Annotated in this window: 16 protein-coding genes and 1 pseudogene; 15 read left to right on the top strand and 2 right to left on the bottom strand. The window is 64.6% G+C overall.

All coding sequences use genetic code 11. The features are described 5' to 3' along the window. Positions 1 to 423: 423 nt before the first annotated feature. From HGP13_RS31395 to HGP13_RS31360, 8 genes and pseudogenes are all read left to right on the top strand, one after another. Positions 424 to 912, top strand: coding sequence for a DUF2840 domain-containing protein (locus tag HGP13_RS31395; protein WP_172233279.1), 489 nt, complete (start codon positions 424 to 426; stop codon positions 910 to 912). Further along, the gene (locus HGP13_RS31390) at positions 909 to 1454 is read left to right on the top strand and encodes a S26 family signal peptidase (RefSeq protein WP_172233277.1); all 546 of its coding nucleotides are present in this window, start codon (positions 909 to 911) and stop codon (positions 1452 to 1454) included. The genes HGP13_RS31395 and HGP13_RS31390 overlap by 4 nt, the downstream gene beginning before the upstream one ends. 68 nt (positions 1455 to 1522) lie before the next feature. Beyond that, entirely contained in the window at positions 1523 to 1858 is a 336-nt protein-coding gene (locus tag HGP13_RS31385; protein ID WP_172233275.1) for a DUF736 domain-containing protein, read from the top strand. A gap of 3 nt (positions 1859 to 1861) precedes the next feature. Next, positions 1862 to 2635, top strand: coding sequence for a lytic transglycosylase domain-containing protein (locus HGP13_RS31380; protein ID WP_172233273.1), 774 nt, complete (start codon positions 1862 to 1864; stop codon positions 2633 to 2635). A gap of 214 nt (positions 2636 to 2849) precedes the next feature. Continuing rightward, positions 2850 to 3938: pseudogene (locus tag HGP13_RS31375) on the top strand (IS110 family transposase). A gap of 556 nt (positions 3939 to 4494) precedes the next feature. Continuing rightward, entirely contained in the window at positions 4495 to 6234 is a 1740-nt protein-coding gene (locus tag HGP13_RS31370; RefSeq protein ID WP_172233255.1) for a VirD2 family relaxase/mobilization nuclease, read from the top strand. A gap of 27 nt (positions 6235 to 6261) precedes the next feature. Further along, positions 6262 to 8244, top strand: coding sequence for a conjugal transfer protein TraG (locus HGP13_RS31365; protein WP_172233252.1), 1983 nt, complete (start codon positions 6262 to 6264; stop codon positions 8242 to 8244). A gap of 7 nt (positions 8245 to 8251) precedes the next feature. Then, on the top strand, positions 8252 to 8692 hold the full coding sequence (locus tag HGP13_RS31360) for a ribbon-helix-helix protein, CopG family (RefSeq protein ID WP_172233249.1): 441 nt from the start codon (positions 8252 to 8254) through the stop codon (positions 8690 to 8692). Positions 8693 to 8832: 140 nt separating this feature from the next. Here HGP13_RS31360 and HGP13_RS31355 read toward each other — a convergent pair whose 3' ends face one another. Both HGP13_RS31355 and HGP13_RS31350 read right to left on the bottom strand, forming a co-directional pair. Next, positions 8833 to 10143, bottom strand: coding sequence for a type II toxin-antitoxin system HipA family toxin (locus HGP13_RS31355; RefSeq protein ID WP_172233246.1), 1311 nt, complete (start codon positions 10141 to 10143; stop codon positions 8833 to 8835). Then, the gene (locus HGP13_RS31350) at positions 10143 to 10397 is read right to left on the bottom strand and encodes a helix-turn-helix transcriptional regulator (protein ID WP_172233243.1); all 255 of its coding nucleotides are present in this window, start codon (positions 10395 to 10397) and stop codon (positions 10143 to 10145) included. Before HGP13_RS31350 ends, HGP13_RS31355 begins: the two co-directional genes overlap by 1 nt. Positions 10398 to 10805: 408 nt before the next feature. Here HGP13_RS31350 and trbB point away from each other — a divergent pair, with 408 nt between their 5' ends. Genes trbB through trbL form a run of 7 tightly spaced genes read left to right on the top strand, consistent with a single transcriptional unit; the run spans position 10806 to position 17436 of the window. Further along, positions 10806 to 11822 carry a P-type conjugative transfer ATPase TrbB gene (gene trbB, locus HGP13_RS31345; RefSeq protein WP_172233240.1) on the top strand — a complete coding sequence of 339 codons (1017 nt, stop codon included), beginning with the start codon at positions 10806 to 10808 and terminating at the stop codon, positions 11820 to 11822. A gap of 35 nt (positions 11823 to 11857) precedes the next feature. Further along, positions 11858 to 12151 (top strand): TrbC/VirB2 family protein, encoded by a 294-nt coding sequence (locus HGP13_RS31340; protein WP_246707483.1) that lies wholly within the window; start codon positions 11858 to 11860, stop codon positions 12149 to 12151. Then, positions 12151 to 12435 (top strand): VirB3 family type IV secretion system protein, encoded by a 285-nt coding sequence (locus tag HGP13_RS31335; RefSeq protein ID WP_172233234.1) that lies wholly within the window; start codon positions 12151 to 12153, stop codon positions 12433 to 12435. The genes HGP13_RS31340 and HGP13_RS31335 overlap by 1 nt, the downstream gene beginning before the upstream one ends. Before the next feature lie 14 nt (positions 12436 to 12449). Further along, positions 12450 to 14918: a conjugal transfer protein TrbE gene (trbE, locus tag HGP13_RS31330; RefSeq protein ID WP_172233231.1), complete on the top strand. Its 2469-nt coding sequence runs from the start codon at positions 12450 to 12452 to the stop codon at positions 14916 to 14918. Continuing rightward, entirely contained in the window at positions 14915 to 15667 is a 753-nt protein-coding gene (trbJ, locus tag HGP13_RS31325; protein WP_172233228.1) for a P-type conjugative transfer protein TrbJ, read from the top strand. Before trbE ends, trbJ begins: the two co-directional genes overlap by 4 nt. 10 nt (positions 15668 to 15677) lie before the next feature. After that, positions 15678 to 16073 carry a putative entry exclusion protein TrbK-alt gene (gene trbK-alt, locus HGP13_RS31320; RefSeq protein WP_172233225.1) on the top strand — a complete coding sequence of 132 codons (396 nt, stop codon included), beginning with the start codon at positions 15678 to 15680 and terminating at the stop codon, positions 16071 to 16073. 1 nt (position 16074) lies between these two features. Further along, positions 16075 to 17436, top strand: coding sequence for a P-type conjugative transfer protein TrbL (gene trbL / locus HGP13_RS31315; RefSeq protein WP_172233222.1), 1362 nt, complete (start codon positions 16075 to 16077; stop codon positions 17434 to 17436). Position 17437 lies beyond the last annotated feature (1 nt).

The following is a 17437-nucleotide window of genomic DNA, read 5'->3' as shown; positions in this document are numbered from 1 at the left end:
GTTTCGCGAACCGGCGCAGAGTTTCGCGAACCGGGGCGAAGTTTCGCGAACCGAGTTCGCAAACTTGGAGCCTCAGCATCCCAGAAGTGGCTGGCTCGATTCACCGTCCAGTCAATCCGCTGTCTGCACGCCTGCCGCAAACTGCGAACAGTCCCAGTACGCAAACTCAGCGCATTCCGAACCCAGTACACGAACTCGGAACCATCACTGTCCGGGCAACCTATTGCGAAGACTCAGCTTTGCGTCCGACTCGGTTCACGAAACCTCGCACACCGACAGGCTCGTCCGGCGAGCCAGCGACGCACTCAGCATAGACACCGACAAGACCTCGAATGCGCCATCGGTTTCTGACGGCAGCAGCACGGCAACCAGCGTCTCCGAAGCCCCGAATCCGCCTCTTGGTCCGCGCTCGGGAGCCACCCGATGATCGCCGCCACGCACCACGCTCGCGACGATCTCGTCCATGTCGAACTGACCTGGATCGAGAAGAGACAAGAGAACTGGATACGCTTCGGCACGCACGCCCAGGAACAGATCGTCGATCGTCGCCGGCGCATCCTGTCCTATCGTCCCGGCGCAGTCTTCGCCTTCGTGCGCTGGGCCGCGAACGATTTTGGAACGATCATCTCACGTATCGACATCGTGCGTGCGGTCGCACGTGGCGATGCCTATCAGACACTGCCCTTCGTGCGCCCCGGCGGCGACATCCTTCTGAAGGTCGAGAGCTGGCCCAAGGTCGAACGCGTGCTGCAGGCGATCGACGCCATCCAGCGCCTCGACATCGAGCCTGAGTTGGTGTCGCCCGATCACTGGCGGCACATCCACAACCGGATAACCGCCAGCCACGCGCCGCGCAGCTACACACTCGACCAACATCGCGCCTTCCTGCTGCGCAAGAGGACCGAGCCGTGACGCGCGCCGGGATCATCCTCGCTAGCGTTCTCGCAACCATGGGCGTCGGCTATCCCGGCCTCACTTCGATGCCCACGAAGCTCATCTGGAATGCGTCAGCTAGCGCACCGATCGGCTTCTACACGATCGACTTCGACGGACCTTTCGAGGTCACCGATCTTGTCGCCGTCGACGCGCCCGAGCCACTCGCGGCGTTCCTCGCTGATCGCGGCTATCTGCCGAGGGGCGTGCCACTCTTGAAGCGCATCCTTGGCGTTGCCGGGCAGCGTGTATGTCGTTCGAACCTCACCATCACCGTCGATGGTATCGAGGCGGGCATGGCGCTCAAGCGTGATCGGGCCGGCCGTGACCTGCCTGTCTGGCAGGGCTGCCACCGCATCCCGACCGGCGAAGTCTTCCTGATGAACTGGCAGGTCCGCGACAGCCTCGACGGACGTTATTTCGGCCTCCTCGCCACCAGCCAGATCATCGGCCGCGCCGTCCCGCTGTGGACGGACAATGGCGGCAACGGCCGCTTCGAATGGCGCGCGCCAATGCGGTGAGCGCGCGACCGGCGGCGCGCGTCGCGCCACCAGCCTTCATCGCCGCACCACTGAAAACAGGAGCTGACATGCAACAGATCGGGGAATTCACGCGCCAGAAGACTGGCTATAGCGGGCGCATCCACACGCTCAGCCTCAACCTGGATGTCGCCATTGTGGCGGCGGAAGCGAGCGAAACGGAGAATGCGCCTGACTACCGCGTTCACGCCGGAAGCGAGGACGGCCCCGAGATTGGCGCCGGCTGGCAACGCTCCAGCGAAAAGGCCGGAGACTATGTCTCGATCCAGCTCGACGACCCGACCCTCGCGCAGCCGATCCGCGCGAACCTCTTTCGCAATGGCGACGACAAGACGTCCTGGTCGCTGCACTGGGCGCGTCCGCGCGACCGCGGCGAGAAGGATTGAACGATGCGCGCTCGCCGTCCGTCGACGAGCCATCGCGGTGCGCCCGGGCCGCTTCGCGCTGCCCGGCGCATGGCTCTGCTCCTCCTTTGCGGCCTGTCCGTCGCGACCGTCATGCCGGCGGCGACAGTGGCGCAGGACTTGGCCATCGCGCGATCGTCGCAGCGCGATCGGTTCGGCGCTCACATCGCAGAAGCCTCGCAGCGCTTCGGCGTTCCGACCGCGTTGATCCGCGCCATCATGCGCAAGGAGAGTGCGGGCGACGTGCGCGCCGTGTCCAGCGCAGGCGCCCGCGGCTTGATGCAGATTATGCCCGGCACATGGGATGATCTGCGCGCCCGGTGGTCGCTTGGCCGCAATCCATTCGATCCCCGGGACAACATCCTGGCAGGAACGGCGTATCTGCGCGAACTGCGCGATCGCTACGGTTCGCCGGGTTTTCTGGCCGCCTACAACGCGGGACCTGCACGCTACGAAGCCTACCTAGCCGGGCGTCCGTTACCGGCCGAGACCCGCGCCTATGTCGCAGCCCTTGCCCCGCTTGTCGGAGGCCGCGCGACCACCCGCCCTTTCGCCGTCACGTCTGTCGAGGCAATTCCCTGGAAGCACGGCTCGCTCTTCGTATGTCAGCCGAGTCGCCAACAGGCTGTCGCCTCCGTACTGGCCGAGCGACCGCCAAATGACGCTGGCTCTGAAGCTCCAGTGCGCGATGTCGTCGCCATAGCGCCGCTGTCCGCAGGTCCCTTCGTGGCGCGGTCAGGCGAAGGGATCCAGCCATGAGCGCGTGTGGGCGTTTTCGCGCAACCGCAAGCTCCAGCGCACCGTGGCGTGGATGGGGGCGCAAGGTGGGCAGAACAACCGGAAGATTGCCGCCCGTAATCGGGGCGGGCGCCCGGAAAGGCAGCAAAGCTGTGTGTCAGCCGCGGCGCCACTGGCGATGGCTGGCGGTTCGGCCGCACATTCTGCGTCTGTCAAACAACGCAGGAGGCGAACGATGGAATTCTTTTGTGGACTGGACGTGGCGATGGACGAGACGGCGGTTTGCGTCGTCGACGATCAGGGCGCGGTTCATCTGGAGGCAGCGGTGATGACCGATCCCGAGGCACTGGTTGCGGTGCTGAAGCCGTTTCTCGCGCGACTGCGGCGTGTCGGGCACGAGGCCGGCTCGCTGTCGCCTTGGCTGCAGCCGGAACTCAAGAAACTTGGCCTGCCGGCGATCTGCCTGGAGACGCAGCACGTGCGCGCCGCGCTGTCGGCGCAGCGCAACAAGACCGACAAGGCCGATGCGCTCGGCATCGCCCACATCATGCGCACCGGCTGGTTCCGCCAGGCCTAGATCAAGTCGGAGAGCTGCCACCGGACGAAGCTTCTGCTGACCCACCGGCGCAATCTGAAGGCCAAGTTTCTCGACCTGGAGAACGCCATCTGGCACTCGCTGAAGTCATTCGGAATCCGCCTGAGCAAGGTCGGACGCGGCGCTTTCGAGCAGGCGGTTCGCCAGGCTGTGGCCGACGATCCGCTGTCGGCCGAACTGATGGACGCCATGCTGTCGGCGCGCGCGGCGCTGTGGAAACAGTACTGCCGGCTGCACGATCTCGTCGTCAAAATGGTGGCGCGCAGCGAGCTGTGCCGACGCTTCATGGCGATCCCCGGAGTCGGCCCGGTGACAGCGCTCTCGTTCATGACGGCGATCGACGATCCCACACGCTTCCGCCGCTCACGCGACGTCGCGGCTTACTTCGGGCTGACCTCGCGGCGCTGGCAGTCGGGCTCCTCGATCGACGTTCAGGGCCGCATCTCGAAGGCTGGCGATGCGGACGTGCGGCGCGCGCTCTACGAGGCGGCGTCGGGACTGATGACGCGCTTCAAGGGCAGGGACAAGGTCAAGAGCTGGGGCCGGGAGATCGCCAAACGCTCCTGCCACCGCAAGGCCTGTGTCGCGGTAGCGCGCAAGCTGGCGGTGATCATGCACGCGATGTGGAGCGACGGCACGTTCTATGTCGGCGACGCGGCCACGAGTGACACCGACGTCGCGCAACGCGCCCACATCAAGGATCGACGCCTGCTCGGAGCGCATCGATGAGCGGCGCGACGGCGGTTGAAACGCATGGCGCCGGCACGCTGACGGACGCCATCTGAGCTAAGGAGATCCGCCCCGGCGGATGAGGACCGATGCAGACCAGGAACGACGGAACGCACGTTATCTTGCCTGCGGCCGCGCCGACGATGAGACGGCCGGACCGCGCTCGATTGCCTGTGACGATGCTCCGTCAGTCCGATGGAAAAGTGCGCCACGACGGTTCGAGCGCTGCAACCATGCAGCCGAAACACCCCGTCGCAGAGCGCGGAAGATTGCACGGCGCATCGGAACTCGACGTTCAAAAGCGGAATCGTAGCGCAGAGAATAGAGTCGTGTATTATCGTGGACGGAAGGAGGAACGACGATGGTTACAAAGTATCGCCAAACACAACCGATTAAGATGGCGAGATAAAAGGCCGCGAGGTGCGGCGTCGATCGGTTGTGTTGTTTCAATAGGTTATGCAGGATTTCCGAGAGGTGCGAAGATTTGGCGCACCGCGCCGGAACAACGATTTGCCTTTCATTTCCGTGCCTTGGCACGATGTGCGGATCTCTTTAGATGACTAGCGAGGACGAACTTCGAATCCGGCCTGGCCGCATCCGCTCGTCCGGTACCCAGCGCGCCAGGCCCTTCATTGCGCAGGCGCTCGCCGCCGCCCAGAAGGCCGGCGCCCGTATCTCTCGCTCTGGCCGGATCAGTCCGGGCAATCGCTCGACCTTCGGGCGTGGCCGCTCGGCGAGCGTGCGCGCCAATCGTCTCCTCACCGGCCGCTCGCGAACCGTGATCATCAAGACACGGCTGGTGCGCCATCACGCGCGAGGCGCCCCGCTTGCCGCCCATCTCTCCTATCTGCGCCGCGAGGGCGTCACCCGTGACGGGGAGAAGGCAAGGCTGTTCGGGCCGCAGGCCGATGCGATGGATGGCGGTGCCTTTGCCGAGCGGTGCGGCGATGATCGGCACCACTTCCGCTTCATCGTCTCGCCCGAAGATGCCGTCGACATGGCGGATCTCAAAGCCTTCGCCCGCGATCTGATGGGCCAGATGGAAAAAGACCTCGGCACGAAGCTCGATTGGGCCGGCGTCGATCACTGGAACACCGACAACCCGCACCTTCACATCATCCTGCGCGGCCAAACTGATGACGGGCAGAATCTCGTAATCTCGCGCGATTACATCAAGGAGGGGATGCGCGCCCGCGCGGCCGATCTCGTTACCCAGGAGCTTGGCCCGCGCACTGATCTCGACATTCGCCGCAATCTGCAGCGCCAGGTCGAAGCCGAACGCTGGACGCAGCTTGACCGGCAACTTGTTCGCGATGGCCGCGACACAGGCGTTGTCGATCTTGCGTTCCCGGCGAACGCTCAGCCCGACCACTATCACGTGCTGAAGGTCGGGCGGATGCGCAAGCTCGAAACCCTTGGCCTTGCCGAACAGGTCGGGCCGGGCCAGTGGATCATCGACGACAAGGCCGAGGCGACGCTGCGCCAGCTTGGCGAACGCGGTGACATCATCAAGCGGATGCACCGCGCTCTGACAGAACAGGGCATCGAGCGCGGCTCGGCGACCTATGTGCTGGCGGCCGAGCGCATCGAGACGCCGATCGTGGGTCGGCTGGTCGACCGTGGTCTCGATGATGAGTTGAAGGGCAGCGCCTACGCCGTGGTCGATGGCACCGACGGCCGCACACATCACATCAGGCTGTCCGACCTCGACGCCGCCGGAGACAGCGCCCCGGGTTCAATCGTCGAACTGCGCAAGTTCCATGATGCCCAGGGGCATGCGCGCGCAGCACTCGCTGTCCGTTCCGATCTCGATATTGAGCGGCAGGTTACCGCCGCCGGCGCGACCTGGCTTGATCGTCAAAATATTGCCCGCGAGCCGACTGCGCTTTCGGACGGCGGCTTTGGCGCCGAGGTGCGGCAGGCGATGCAACGCCGCGCCGACCATCTCGTAGAACAGGGCCTTGGCGAGCGACACGGCCAACGCATCAGCTTCTCCCGCAACCTGATCGACACGCTGCGTCGCCGCGAGTTGGAGGCGCTCAGCGAAAAGCTCTGCGCCGAAACCGGCCAGCCCTTCAATCGCGCCCGCGGCGGCGAGTACGTCGCCGGTTCCTACCGGCAACGTTTCACGCTCGCGTCCGGCCGCTTCGCCATGATCGATGACGGCCTCGGTTTCCAACTGGTGCCTTGGACGCCGTCCCTGGAAAAGCATCTTGGCCGCCATGTCTCGGGCGTTGCTCGCAATGACGACGGCATCGACTGGAGTTTTGGCCGCAAGCGAGGCATCGGCCTCTAACCTCATGTTGAAGAAAGGACCGTTTCTATGTCCGCCACCAAGATACTTTGGGGCCAGATTCTCGCGGTCTGCGCAATCGTACTTTTCACCACCTGGGGCGCGACGGAGTGGGTGGCCTGGCGCCTGGCGTTCCAGCCCGAGCTCGGCAGGCCGTGGTTCCGGGTCCTGGGCTTTCCGTTTTATCTTCCGCCGTCCTTCTTCTGGTGGTGGTATGGCTTCGATGCCTACGCACCGTCGATCTTCGTGGAGGGTGCCTTTATCGCGGCATCCGGCGGTTTCGCCTGCGTCGCCGTCGCCATAGGCATGTCGGTCTGGCGGGCGCGCGAGGCCAAGAAGGTCGAGACCTACGGCTCCGCCCGCTGGGCCGACAAGCAGGAGGTCAAGGCAACCGGCCTTCTCGGCTCCGATGGCGTGGTGCTTGGGCGATATGACGGTGCCTATCTGCGCCACGACGGACCGGAGCATGTGCTCTGCTTTGCGCCCACACGTTCGGGCAAGGGCGTCGGCCTTGTCGTCCCGTCGCTGCTGACCTGGCCGAGCTCAGCCGTCGTCCACGACATCAAGGGCGAGAACTGGCAGCTCACCGCGGGCTTTCGCGCCAGGCATGGCCGGGTCCTGCTGTTCGACCCCACCAATCCGAAATCCTCTTCCTACAACCCGCTGCTCGAGGTGCGCCGTGGCGAATGGGAAGTCCGCGATGTTCAAAACATCGCCGACATCCTGGTCGATCCCGAAGGCTCGCTCGAGAGGCGAAACCATTGGGAGAAGACCAGCCATGCCCTGCTGGTCGGCGCAATCCTGCATGTCCTCTACGCCGAGCTGGACAAGACACTCGCCGGGGTCGCCGGCTTCCTCTCCGATCCGAAACGGCCGATCGAATCGACGTTGTCCGCGATGATGAAAACAGCGCATCTGGGTGAGGGCGGTCCGCACCCGGTCATCGCCAGCGCCGCCCGAGAACTCTTGAACAAATCCGACAACGAGCGCTCCGGCGTGCTCTCCACCGCCATGTCGTTCCTTGGCCTCTATCGCGATCCTGTCGTGGCCGAGGTCACGCGCCGCTGCGACTGGCGCATCACAGACCTCGTCGACGACAAGCATCCAACGACGCTCTACCTCGTCGTGCCGCCGTCCGACATCAACCGGACCAAGCCGCTCATTCGCCTGATCCTCAATCAGATCGGTCGCCGCCTGACCGAAGATCTGCAGGTGAGGGCGAAAGGGCACCGGTTGCTGCTGATGCTCGACGAGTTCCCGGCGCTTGGCCGCCTCGACTTCTTCGAGTCGGCGCTCGCTTTCATGGCCGGCTACGGGCTGAAAAGCTTCCTGATCGCCCAATCCCTCAATCAGATCGAGAGGGCGTACGGCGCCAACAACTCGATCCTCGACAACTGCCACGTCCGGGTAAGCTTTGCCACCAATGATGAGCGCACCGCCAAGCGTGTGTCCGACGCGCTGGGAACAGCGACCGAGATGAGGGCGATGAGGAACTATGCCGGCCACCGGCTGTCGCCATGGCTCGGTCATCTCATGGTCTCTCGTTCGGAGACGGCTCGTCCGCTCCTCACGCCTGGTGAAGTGATGCAACTCCCGTCCACCGACGAGATCGTCATGGTCTCGGGTGCGCCGCCGATCCGCGCCAAGAAGGCGCGTTATCATGAGGATGCACGCTTCAGGGAGCGTTTCTTGCCGCCGCCGGCGTTGGCGGCGGCAGTGGAGGGGAAACCCGATGACTGGACAAAACTGCCGCCGCCTTCCCGTCCGCAGGTCACCGATGTCACGTCGGCGCCTGCGGCCGCGGATGAGGACGTGACCGAGTCCGAGCGTCGTCGTCAACCCGAGCTCGGTCGAGCCGAGCCGGTTGTGACACCTTCGACCGAGAACGAATTCGAGATCGATCACCTCGACGACGTCGAGGACGAAGTTGCCCGCAACCGTCGACTGACGCGCCTCATGCAAGGCATTGCGCGGCAAGCGTCGCTCGATCCCGGCGACGGCGTGGATATGTGAGGGTTGCATGGCAAAGCCACCCCGCAAACAACGCCTGTCCGTCTATCTCGATCCGAAGGTCATGAGCAGGTTGGCCGAACATGCGGCGCGCCGTGATTATTCTCGGTCGCTCGTCGCCGAGGCAGCCATCGCATCGTTCCTCTCACCCGATGCCGCCGAGCGGCAGGAGGCAGCGATCACCAAGCGGCTCGACCAGCTCGATCGCCGTATCGCACGCCAGGAGCGCGATGTTGGAATCGCGGTGGAGACTCTCGCCGTTTTCGTCCGCTTCTGGCTGGCGACAACGCCAGCGTTGCCCGAGCCCGCGGCGCAGGCTGCCCACGCCAAGGCTGGCGAGCGCTATGATGCCTTCGTCACCGCGCTCGGGCGTCGGCTGGCGAGAGGACCGAAGCTCCGTCAGGAGATTTCGGAGGATATCATTCCGACGGACGAAAGTGGGGTGCGCTAAGGGCAGACTGGCCACGTCGACCATAGTGTGATGCGACGATAGGCGCCGCTGCTGGCGATGGCGCGACAGGGCTGGCGGGTTGGGGCCGGCAATGACGATCGGCCGTCACGAGAGCCTCTTCTCCTACCTTGCGACCATGATCAATTTGCCTCAGCGAGAAGAATGGCGCGCTTGCCGATCGCCGCCCTGACTGAATAGAGGAGCCGTTCGGGGAAGCCACGCTGCAATGAGGAAAACACCGTCTCCGACTGCCTTTGTGCGTTCGCAGCGATGTCTTCGAAAATTCTGAGCGTGACGGGCGTTCCCACGCCGGCCATGTCAGCGCTCTGCATGAAGTGGCGAGGCATGATCTCATGGACCGAATAGTGCCGGCTGTTGCCGACCGACATCGCCAACTTGAATTTTTTGCGCGGAATCTGTCCGCCATCAAGGCTGGGTTGTGCGGTGAGAACGTCGTAAAGGGGGGTTATGCGGAACCGCCCGCCAGGACCGAGAAAGATGCTGAAATTCTTGGCGTGACCGTCGCTGGCGCCAATCAGCCAGAACAGAACGCAGGCGCGCAAAAAGACGGCGATGTCCTCTTCGGGCGTGTCACTGCCCTTCAGAAGCTCGATAATATCAGCAATGCCAGGACCACCATCGGACTGATACTTGCGCGTCGGCGGCACCGACAGCGCCTGACACATATCCTCCTGCGGCAGGCGCAGGAGGCGGCCGTCGCGGGTCCACAGCCGGTCGAAACGCTCTACGATCAGTGTGCGGCGCTCCCCAAAATCAGCGATCTCCGCCTGGGCAGCGGGGACGCCGAACGCCTTGAGCAGCTTAAGGCACAGATACTCGTTCTCAACGCTGTCGGAGAGATCGATGCCGTTCGGCAGCCGGCCGATCTGCGGTTTCAGGATATGGGTGGTTGCCGCCGTGCCGACCGGCTTGAACCAGCCCCCGTCCTTGCGCAGCAGCGCGGTCTTTTCCTGGGCGCCAGCAATCGAAATGCGGAAATCCTCGTCCTCACCAAGGCCGAGAGGCGCGGCGGCAAGGTTCTTGATTATCCCGGCAATGTCCTCGTTGCTGACCGGCCTGCCATCGGTCCCGCCTGGAGCGCCGGGATCGATGCCATCAGGCAGGAACTGAAGGGCGCCGACGCAATCATGGCCGAGGGCTGCGAGCATGCTGTAGGGGTCGGTACCGCCCGCGCCAACGCGTTCGGCAACGCGCCTGCGGATGGCGTCGCTGTCAGGAAGCAGGTTGTCAAAGACGTTGATCACAGGCGCGCCGATGTAACGGTCTTCGCGCAAAGGAAGCGAAAGCGAGATCGGGAAGGTGCTTTGCCAGTCCAGCCAATCGCGGGCGTATTGAAAGTCTATGGCACCGGTCGATTGCCTGCGCAGAACGCCCACAAGGCGCCCGTTCAGGAAAACATTGAGCGGCGCGTGGACGGGGCGCCGTGTCATCAAAACAGGTCCTCGATGTCGGCAGCACTGCCTTTGCTTCGGGGACGAACGACGAGTTCGAGATCAAGCGCGGCGAGGGCCGCCATCAATGTGCGCAGTTGGACCGCGGGCTCGCCGGCTTCGAGGCGCGACATCGTGCCCTGACGAAGATGGATCCGGTTGCCGATCGCTCCTTGCGTAAGACCTGCCTGGCGGCGGGCGCGACGCAGGATGGCGCCAAGTTGCTTCTCGTTGCGAGCGATCAGGTCGGTCATGATGAACCTCCAAAGGCAATATACGTGATCGCGTATATGCAGTCAATATACGTAGTCGCGTATAAATAAGAAATATACGGCATCGCGTATGGAAAGGAAATATACGCGTTCTCGTATAAAGTCGACCATGGCCGTCGCATAGGGCGCAAGAAGACGACAGCCCTGCGACAGGCACTGTCGGCCAGCCGACCAATCTTGTAGAGCCTCCGAGCCACGCCGAGTGGCTGCGTCAGGACGGACCTTGCGCAACCACTCATTGGTCGCCGCCGGGCCGAGCCGCCGATCGCCTGTATTTGTACGCCGCGCTACTACGCCTCGATATAGGTGTTGAATCCACTCGAGATACGGCTCTCTTAATCATCCCCGTCCTGGGGCCGTCTACGTTCCCCCGGCCGAAACGGGGACAAGATGGCAGCTTCGCATCACAATTCAGAAGGTCTGGCGCGCGGAGCACGCATGCTGCGTACCGCACTTGGGCCCGCGATCGCGCGCTATCTCGACGATGCGGGCATCGTCGAAGTGATGCTCAACCCCGATGGACGTCTGTGGATTGATCGGCTGTCCGACGGCCTCTCCGATACTGGCGAACGGTTGTCGGCCGCGGACGGCGAGCGCATCGTTCGCCTCGTCGCTCATCATGTCGGTGCCGAAGTCCATGCCGGCGCACCACGCGTCTCGGCCGAACTGCCCGAGACGGGGGAGCGGTTCGAGGGGCTGCTTCCTCCCGTCGTCGCAGCGCCCGCCTTCGCGATCCGCAAGCCTGCCATCGCCGTCTTCACCCTTGAAGACTATGTCACGACCGGGATCATGTCGGTGTCGCAGGCGGCAGCTCTTCGGTTGGGCGTTGCCACCCGCGCCAACATTCTGGTTGCTGGCGGCACCTCCACCGGCAAGACCACGCTGATCAACGCATTGCTGGCCGAAGTGGCCAAGACCGCCGATCGCGTCGTCATCATCGAGGATACGCGCGAACTGCAATGCGCAGCGCGCAATCTCGTGGCGATACGGACCAAAGACGGTGTCGCGTCGCTCGCTGATCTCGTCCGCTCGTCACTGCGCCTGCGCCCTGACCGCATCCCCGTTGGCGAGGTGCGCGGCGCCGAGGCGCTCGAACTGCTCAAGGCCTGGGGCACCGGCCACCCCGGTGGCCTCGGCACGATCCACGCCGGCAGCGCCATCGGCGCGCTCCTGCGGATGGAGCAACTCATCCAGGAAGCCGTCGTCACGGTTCCGCGCGCGCTGATCGCCGAGACGATCGACCTGGTTGCCGTCCTTACCGGCCGCGGCTCCGCGCGCCGCCTGTCTGAACTCGCTCGTGTCGATGGCCTTCGCCCGGACGGCGATTACCGGATCGCGCCAGCCGTCATCGCCGGCGACGACAGCCCGACCATGCTCATCCAAAGCCACGAAGGAGAAAATCCGTGATCCAGCACCTGCGCCTCGCGCGCCATCGTCTTGCCATGACCGTTTCGGTTGCCGCGCTCTTCGTCGCGATCGCCGCGCCCGCGTATGCGTCCGGTTCGTCGATGCCGTGGGAACAGCCGCTGCAACAGATCCTGCAGTCGATCGAAGGTCCGGTCTCCAAGATCATGGCGGTGATCATCATCATCGTCACGGGCCTGACGCTCGCCTTCGGCGATACGTCGGGCGGTTTCCGCCGGCTCATCCAGATCGTGTTCGGCCTGTCCATCGCCTTCGCTGCATCGAGCTTCTTCCTGTCGTTCTTCTCGTTCGGCGGCGGGGCGCTGGTCTGATGGTGAACGCTGTCGAACAACCGGATTATGCAGTGCCGGGTTATGCGGTCCTCGTGCACCGGGCGCTGACCGAGCCGATCCTGCTCGGCGGCGCGCCCCGCGCGATTGCCATCATGAACGGGACGCTCGCCGGCGCGGTGGGACTGGGGCTGCGGCTCTGGCTCGTCGGCATCGCGATCTGGGCGATCGGCCATGTTGCCGCCGTCTGGGCCGCCAGGCGCGATCCGCTCTTCGTCGACGTCGTTCGCCGGCATCTGCGCATCCCGGCGCATCTCACTGTCTAAGCGAGGTCGCGCCGATGATGAACCTTGCCGAATATCGCAACCGTAGCAGCCGGCTCGCCGACTTCCTGCCCTGGGCGGCATTGGTCGGCGCCGGCGTGGTCCTCAACAAGGATGGCAGCTTCCAGCGCACCGCGCGCTTTCGCGGCCCCGATCTCGACAGCGCCGTCCCGGCCGAACTGGTCGCCGTCGCCGGCCGGCTCAACAATGCCTTGCGCCGTCTCGGCTCGGGCTGGGCGATCTTCGTGGAAGCGCAACGCCATGCCTCGACCCGCTATCCCGACAGCAGCTTTCCCGATGCCGCCTCCACGCTGGTCGATGCCGAGCGAAAGGCTGGCTTCGTGGAGGCCGGCGCTCATTTTGAGTCCAGCTACTTCCTGACGCTCACCTATCTTGCGCCGGCGGAAGACACGGCGCGCGCGGAAAGCTGGCTCTACGAAGGCCGCGAGAAGAATGGCCTCGACCCCAATGAGGTGCTGACCGGGTTCATTGACCGCGGCGACCGCGTCCTGCGCCTTATCGAAGCCTTCATGCCGGAGTGCCGGTGGCTCGATGATGCCGAGACGCTGACCTTTCTGCATGGCTGCGTCTCGACCAACAGCCACCGTGTCCGCGTTCCCGAAACGCCGATGTATCTCGACGCCATGCTGGCCGACCAGCCGCTGACCGGCGGGCTCGAACCGCGGCTTGGTGCGTCGCATCTGCGCGTTCTCACGGTCACGGGTTTCCCGACCGTGACCACGCCGGGTCTGCTTGACGAACTGAACCGGCTGGCCTTCCCGTATCGTTGGTCGACCCGCGCGATCCTGCTCGACAAGAACGATGCGACCAGGCTGCTGACAAAGATCCGGCGTCAATGGTTCGCTAAGCGCAAATCTGTCGCCGCGATCCTCAAGGAGGTGATGACCAACGAGGCTTCCGTCCTCGTCGACACCGACGCCGCAAACAAGGCCGCCGATGCCGACATGGCGCTGCAGGAGCTCGGCGCCGACTATGCCGGCATGGCCTATGTCACCGCCACGGTGACGGTTTGGGACGATGATCCCCGCACCGCCGACGAAAAACTGCGCCTGGTCGAAAAGGTCATCCAGGGCCGGGATTTTACGGCGATCATCGAAACCATCAACGCCGTCGACGCCTGGCTCGGCAGCTTGCCGGGTCATGTCTACGCCAACGTCCGCCAACCTCCCATCTCCACCCTCAATCTCGCCCACATCATCCCGCTTTCCGCGGTGTGGGCGGGCGAGGTGAGGGACGAGCATTTTGCAGCGCCCCCTCTGCTCTTCGGCAAGACCGAAGGCTCGACCCCGTTCCGGCTTTCGCTTCATGTCGGCGACGTCGGCCATACGCTGATCGTCGGCCCAACGGGCGCCGGCAAGTCCGTGCTCCTGGCACTGATGGCGCTGCAGTTCCGCCGCTATGCGGGCTCACAGGTTTTTGCCTTCGATTTCGGCGGTTCGATCCGAGCCGCGGCACTCGCCATGGGTGGCGACTGGCATGATCTCGGCGGCGATCTCAGCGATGGGGCAATCGACAGCGTCAGCCTTCAGCCGTTCGCGCGTGTTCATCATGTCCCCGAGCGCGCCTGGGCCGCCGACTGGATCGTGGCGATCCTGACGCGCGAGGGGGTGACGATCACGCCTCAGGTCAAGGAGCATCTCTGGACGGCACTGACCTCGCTGGCCTCCGCGCCGGTCGAGGAGCGCACGATCACCGGTCTGGTCGTGCTGCTGCAGTCAAACGATCTCAAGCAGGCATTGCGCCCCTATTGCGTCGGCGGTCCCTACGGGCGGTTGCTCGATGCCGAGCGCGAACATCTCGGATCCGCGTTCGTCCAGGCATTCGAAACCGAAGGGCTGGTCGGAACGGGTGCTGCGCCCGCAGTTCTTTCCTATCTCTTCCATCGCATCGAGGACCGGCTCGACGGCTCGCCAACCCTTCTCATCATCGACGAAGGCTGGCTTGCGCTCGACGATGATGGTTTTGCCTGCCAGCTGCGCGAGTGGCTGAAGACGCTGCGCAAGAAGAACGCCAGCGTCATCTTCGCCACGCAGTCGCTCAGTGACATCGATGGCTCGGCGATCGCGCCCGCGATTATCGAGAGCTGCCCCACCCGGCTTCTCCTGCCCAACGAGCGCGCCATCGAGCCGCAGATCACTGCGATCTATCGCCGCTTCGGCCTTAACGATCGGCAGATCGAGATCATCGCACGCGCGATGCCGAAGCGCGACTATTACTGCCAGTCGCGTCGCGGCAACCGGCTGTTCGAACTTGGGCTGTCGGAGGTGGCGCTCGCGCTTTGCGCTGTATCCGCAAAGACCGACCAGGCTGCGATCGCCCGCATCGTCGCTGAGTACGGCCGCGACGGTTTCCTCGCAGCCTGGCTCAGCCACCATGGCGTCGGCTGGGCCGCTGAACTCGTTCCCGCCCTGACCAGCCCCGCCCTCACCAATCCCGCCCTCGCCAACAAGGAGAAATTCCCATGAAACCGCATCGTTCCGTTCGGTTCGCCGCCGCGCTTCTGGCCACGCCCATCGCACTCGCACCGATGCTGGCGACGCCCGCGCACGCCATCATCGTCTTCGATCCCTCCAATTATACGCAGAACGTCCTGACAGCGGCGCGCTCGCTCGAGCAGATCACCAACCAGATCACCTCGCTGCAGAACCAGGCGCAGATGCTCATCAACCAGGCCCGCAATCTCGCAGGCCTGCCGTTCTCCTCGCTGCAACAACTCCAGCAGTCCGTGCAGCGCACGCAGCAGTTGCTCGGGCAGGCGCGGAACATTGCCTATGACGTCCAGCAGATCGATCAGGCCTTCCAGCAGAAATACGGCAACGTCCCGCTGTCGGCTTCGGACCAGCAACTCGTCGCCGACGCGCGCTCGCGCTGGGGCAACACGGTTGGTGGCCTTCAGGATGCCATGCGTGTGCAGGCGGGCGTCGTCGGCAACATCGACACCAATCGCAGTGAGATGTCGGCGCTGGTCGGCCGGAGCCAGGGTGCTACCGGAGCGCTTCAGGCAACACAGGCCGGCAACCAGCTCCTCGCGCTTCAGGCGCAGCAGCTCGCCGATCTCACCGCAGTCGTTGCCGCAAACGGTCGGGCGCAGGCTTTGCAATCGGCCGAACAGGCCACCGCGGCCGAACAAGGCCGCGAGCAGCGCCGCCGCTTCCTGACGCAGGGCTCGGGCTACCAGCCCGGCAGTGCGCAGATGTTCTATGGCAAGAACTGAGGCCAGCGCGATGGACGGCAAGTTCTTCGTTCGCATCGGCGTGGTCGTCTTCATCGCGGTGACTGTTGTGTCGACCGCGATTGGGATGAGGAGCAAGGGCGATGAAGCTGAAGCCCCTGCGACGCCGAACCGTCCCTTAGCGTCAGAAGACCCATTCGCGGCCGAATTGCGCCGCTGTTCGAGGATCGGCGAGGCCGGTCCTCGCGATCCCGGCTGTCTGAAAGCGTGGGCAGAAAGCCGGCACCGCTTTCTCGGTCAGCGGGCACCGGCAACGGCGACTGCTCCGTTAGCGCCGACAACGCTGTTTCCGGATCTGGCGGGATCAACCGACCGGAAAGAAGGGGAACGGACGGATGTGACCGCTCCCGCGATGCGGGTCGAGCCGCCCCGGCCGGAGGTTCGCTGAGATGGGCGGCATGGGCGTCATCGACCATTTCCTCGAAGTCTTCACGCGCTACATCGACGGTGGGTTCGGCCTGCTCGGCGGCGAGGTCGGCTTCATCGCCACGACCCTGATCGTCATCGACGTGACGTTGGCGGCGCTCTTCTGGTCCTGGGGGGCCGACGACGACATCATGGCGCGCCTCGTCAAGAAAACGCTGTTCGTCGGCGTCTTCGCTTATCTCATCTCCAACTGGAACAATCTCGCCCGCATCGTCTTCGAAAGCTTCGCCGGGCTTGGCCTGAAGGCCTCGGGCACCGGGTTTGCCGTCAACGACCTCATGCGTCCCGGCAAGGTGGCGCAGACCGGGCTCGATGCCGGCCGGCCGTTCCTGGACTCGATCTCGAACCTGATGGGCTACTGGTCCTTCTTCGAGAACTTCATCCAGATCGCCTGCATGTTCTTCGCCTGGGCGCTGGTGCTGCTCGCCTTCTTCATCCTGGCAATCCAGCTTTTCGTCACGCTGATCGAGTTCAAGCTGACGACGCTCGCCGGGTTCGTTCTGATACCCTTCGGTCTGTTCGGCAAATCCGCCTTCATGGCCGAGCGGGTGCTCGGCAACGTCATCTCGTCCGGCATAAAGGTGCTGGTGCTCGCCGTCATCATCGGCATCGGCTCGACACTCTTTTCCGAGTTCACCGCAGGCTTCAGCGGCAACACGCCGTCGATCGACGATGCCATGGCGATCGTGCTGGCCGCGCTGTCGCTGCTCGGCCTTGGCATCTTTGGACCGGGCATTGCCAACGGTCTCGTCTCCGGCGGCCCGCAGCTCGGCGCGGGCGCGGTAGTCGGTACCGGGCTCGCCGCCGGCGGCATGGCAGCAGTGGGCGCCGCGGCCGCCGGCGCAGTCGTGTCCGGAGGCGCGGCCGTCAGCGGCGGTGCTGCAGCGGCGGCCCGTGGCGGTGCCGCCACCGCGGGCAGGGCATCCACAGCCTACGGCCTTGGCGCGGCCGGACAGTCAGGCTTTTCCAGCGTTGCATCCGGGCTCGGCGGTGTCATCAGCGCCGGCGCCCAGGGTGCCATCTCTCCGCTGAGGCGCGCCGTCAACCATGCAGCAGGCGGGATGAGGCAGAGCTACCAGTCCGGCGCTCGCGCTGCCTTCGAGACGACGGGCGGATCCTCCACCGCCGGCACAATCGGCGCGAATGCTGGGGAGGCCGGCGATGCTCCCGTCGCGTCCTCCGCCACTGAAAGCCAGCCCGCCTGGGCCAAGCGCATGAAGCGCTCGCAACAAATGGCCCATGGCGTTCAGGCCGCCGCCCACGCCGTTCGCAGTGGCGACAGCCATGGCGGCGGCTCCTCAATCAACCTCTCTGAAAGAGACTGAG

Origin of the sequence: Mesorhizobium sp. NZP2077 (assembly GCF_013170805.1) — a bacterium.
Classification (GTDB): Bacteria; Pseudomonadota; Alphaproteobacteria; order Rhizobiales; family Rhizobiaceae; genus Mesorhizobium.
The sequence above is the reverse complement of the archived record's forward strand: the minus strand, read 5'-3'. Positions and strand labels throughout refer to the sequence as shown.

Excerpts from the sequence above, each read along its gene's own strand:
- HGP13_RS31370 (WP_172233255.1), top strand. The coding sequence starts at position 4,495 with ATGACTAGCGAGGACGAACTTCGAATCCGGCCTGGCCGCATCCGCTCG.
- HGP13_RS31355 (WP_172233246.1), bottom strand. The coding sequence starts at position 10,143 with ATGACACGGCGCCCCGTCCACGCGCCGCTCAATGTTTTCCTGAACGGG.
- HGP13_RS31365 (WP_172233252.1), top strand. The coding sequence starts at position 6,262 with ATGTCCGCCACCAAGATACTTTGGGGCCAGATTCTCGCGGTCTGCGCA.
- trbE (WP_172233231.1), top strand. The coding sequence starts at position 12,450 with ATGATGAACCTTGCCGAATATCGCAACCGTAGCAGCCGGCTCGCCGAC.
- HGP13_RS31350 (WP_172233243.1), bottom strand. The coding sequence starts at position 10,397 with ATGACCGACCTGATCGCTCGCAACGAGAAGCAACTTGGCGCCATCCTG.
- trbJ (WP_172233228.1), top strand. The coding sequence starts at position 14,915 with ATGAAACCGCATCGTTCCGTTCGGTTCGCCGCCGCGCTTCTGGCCACG.
- HGP13_RS31385 (WP_172233275.1), top strand. The coding sequence starts at position 1,523 with ATGCAACAGATCGGGGAATTCACGCGCCAGAAGACTGGCTATAGCGGG.
- HGP13_RS31340 (WP_246707483.1), top strand. The coding sequence starts at position 11,858 with ATGACCGTTTCGGTTGCCGCGCTCTTCGTCGCGATCGCCGCGCCCGCG.
- trbL (WP_172233222.1), top strand. The coding sequence starts at position 16,075 with ATGGGCGGCATGGGCGTCATCGACCATTTCCTCGAAGTCTTCACGCGC.
- trbB (WP_172233240.1), top strand. The coding sequence starts at position 10,806 with ATGGCAGCTTCGCATCACAATTCAGAAGGTCTGGCGCGCGGAGCACGC.
- HGP13_RS31360 (WP_172233249.1), top strand. The coding sequence starts at position 8,252 with ATGGCAAAGCCACCCCGCAAACAACGCCTGTCCGTCTATCTCGATCCG.
- trbK-alt (WP_172233225.1), top strand. The coding sequence starts at position 15,678 with ATGGACGGCAAGTTCTTCGTTCGCATCGGCGTGGTCGTCTTCATCGCG.
- HGP13_RS31395 (WP_172233279.1), top strand. The coding sequence starts at position 424 with ATGATCGCCGCCACGCACCACGCTCGCGACGATCTCGTCCATGTCGAA.
- HGP13_RS31335 (WP_172233234.1), top strand. The coding sequence starts at position 12,151 with ATGGTGAACGCTGTCGAACAACCGGATTATGCAGTGCCGGGTTATGCG.
- HGP13_RS31380 (WP_172233273.1), top strand. The coding sequence starts at position 1,862 with ATGCGCGCTCGCCGTCCGTCGACGAGCCATCGCGGTGCGCCCGGGCCG.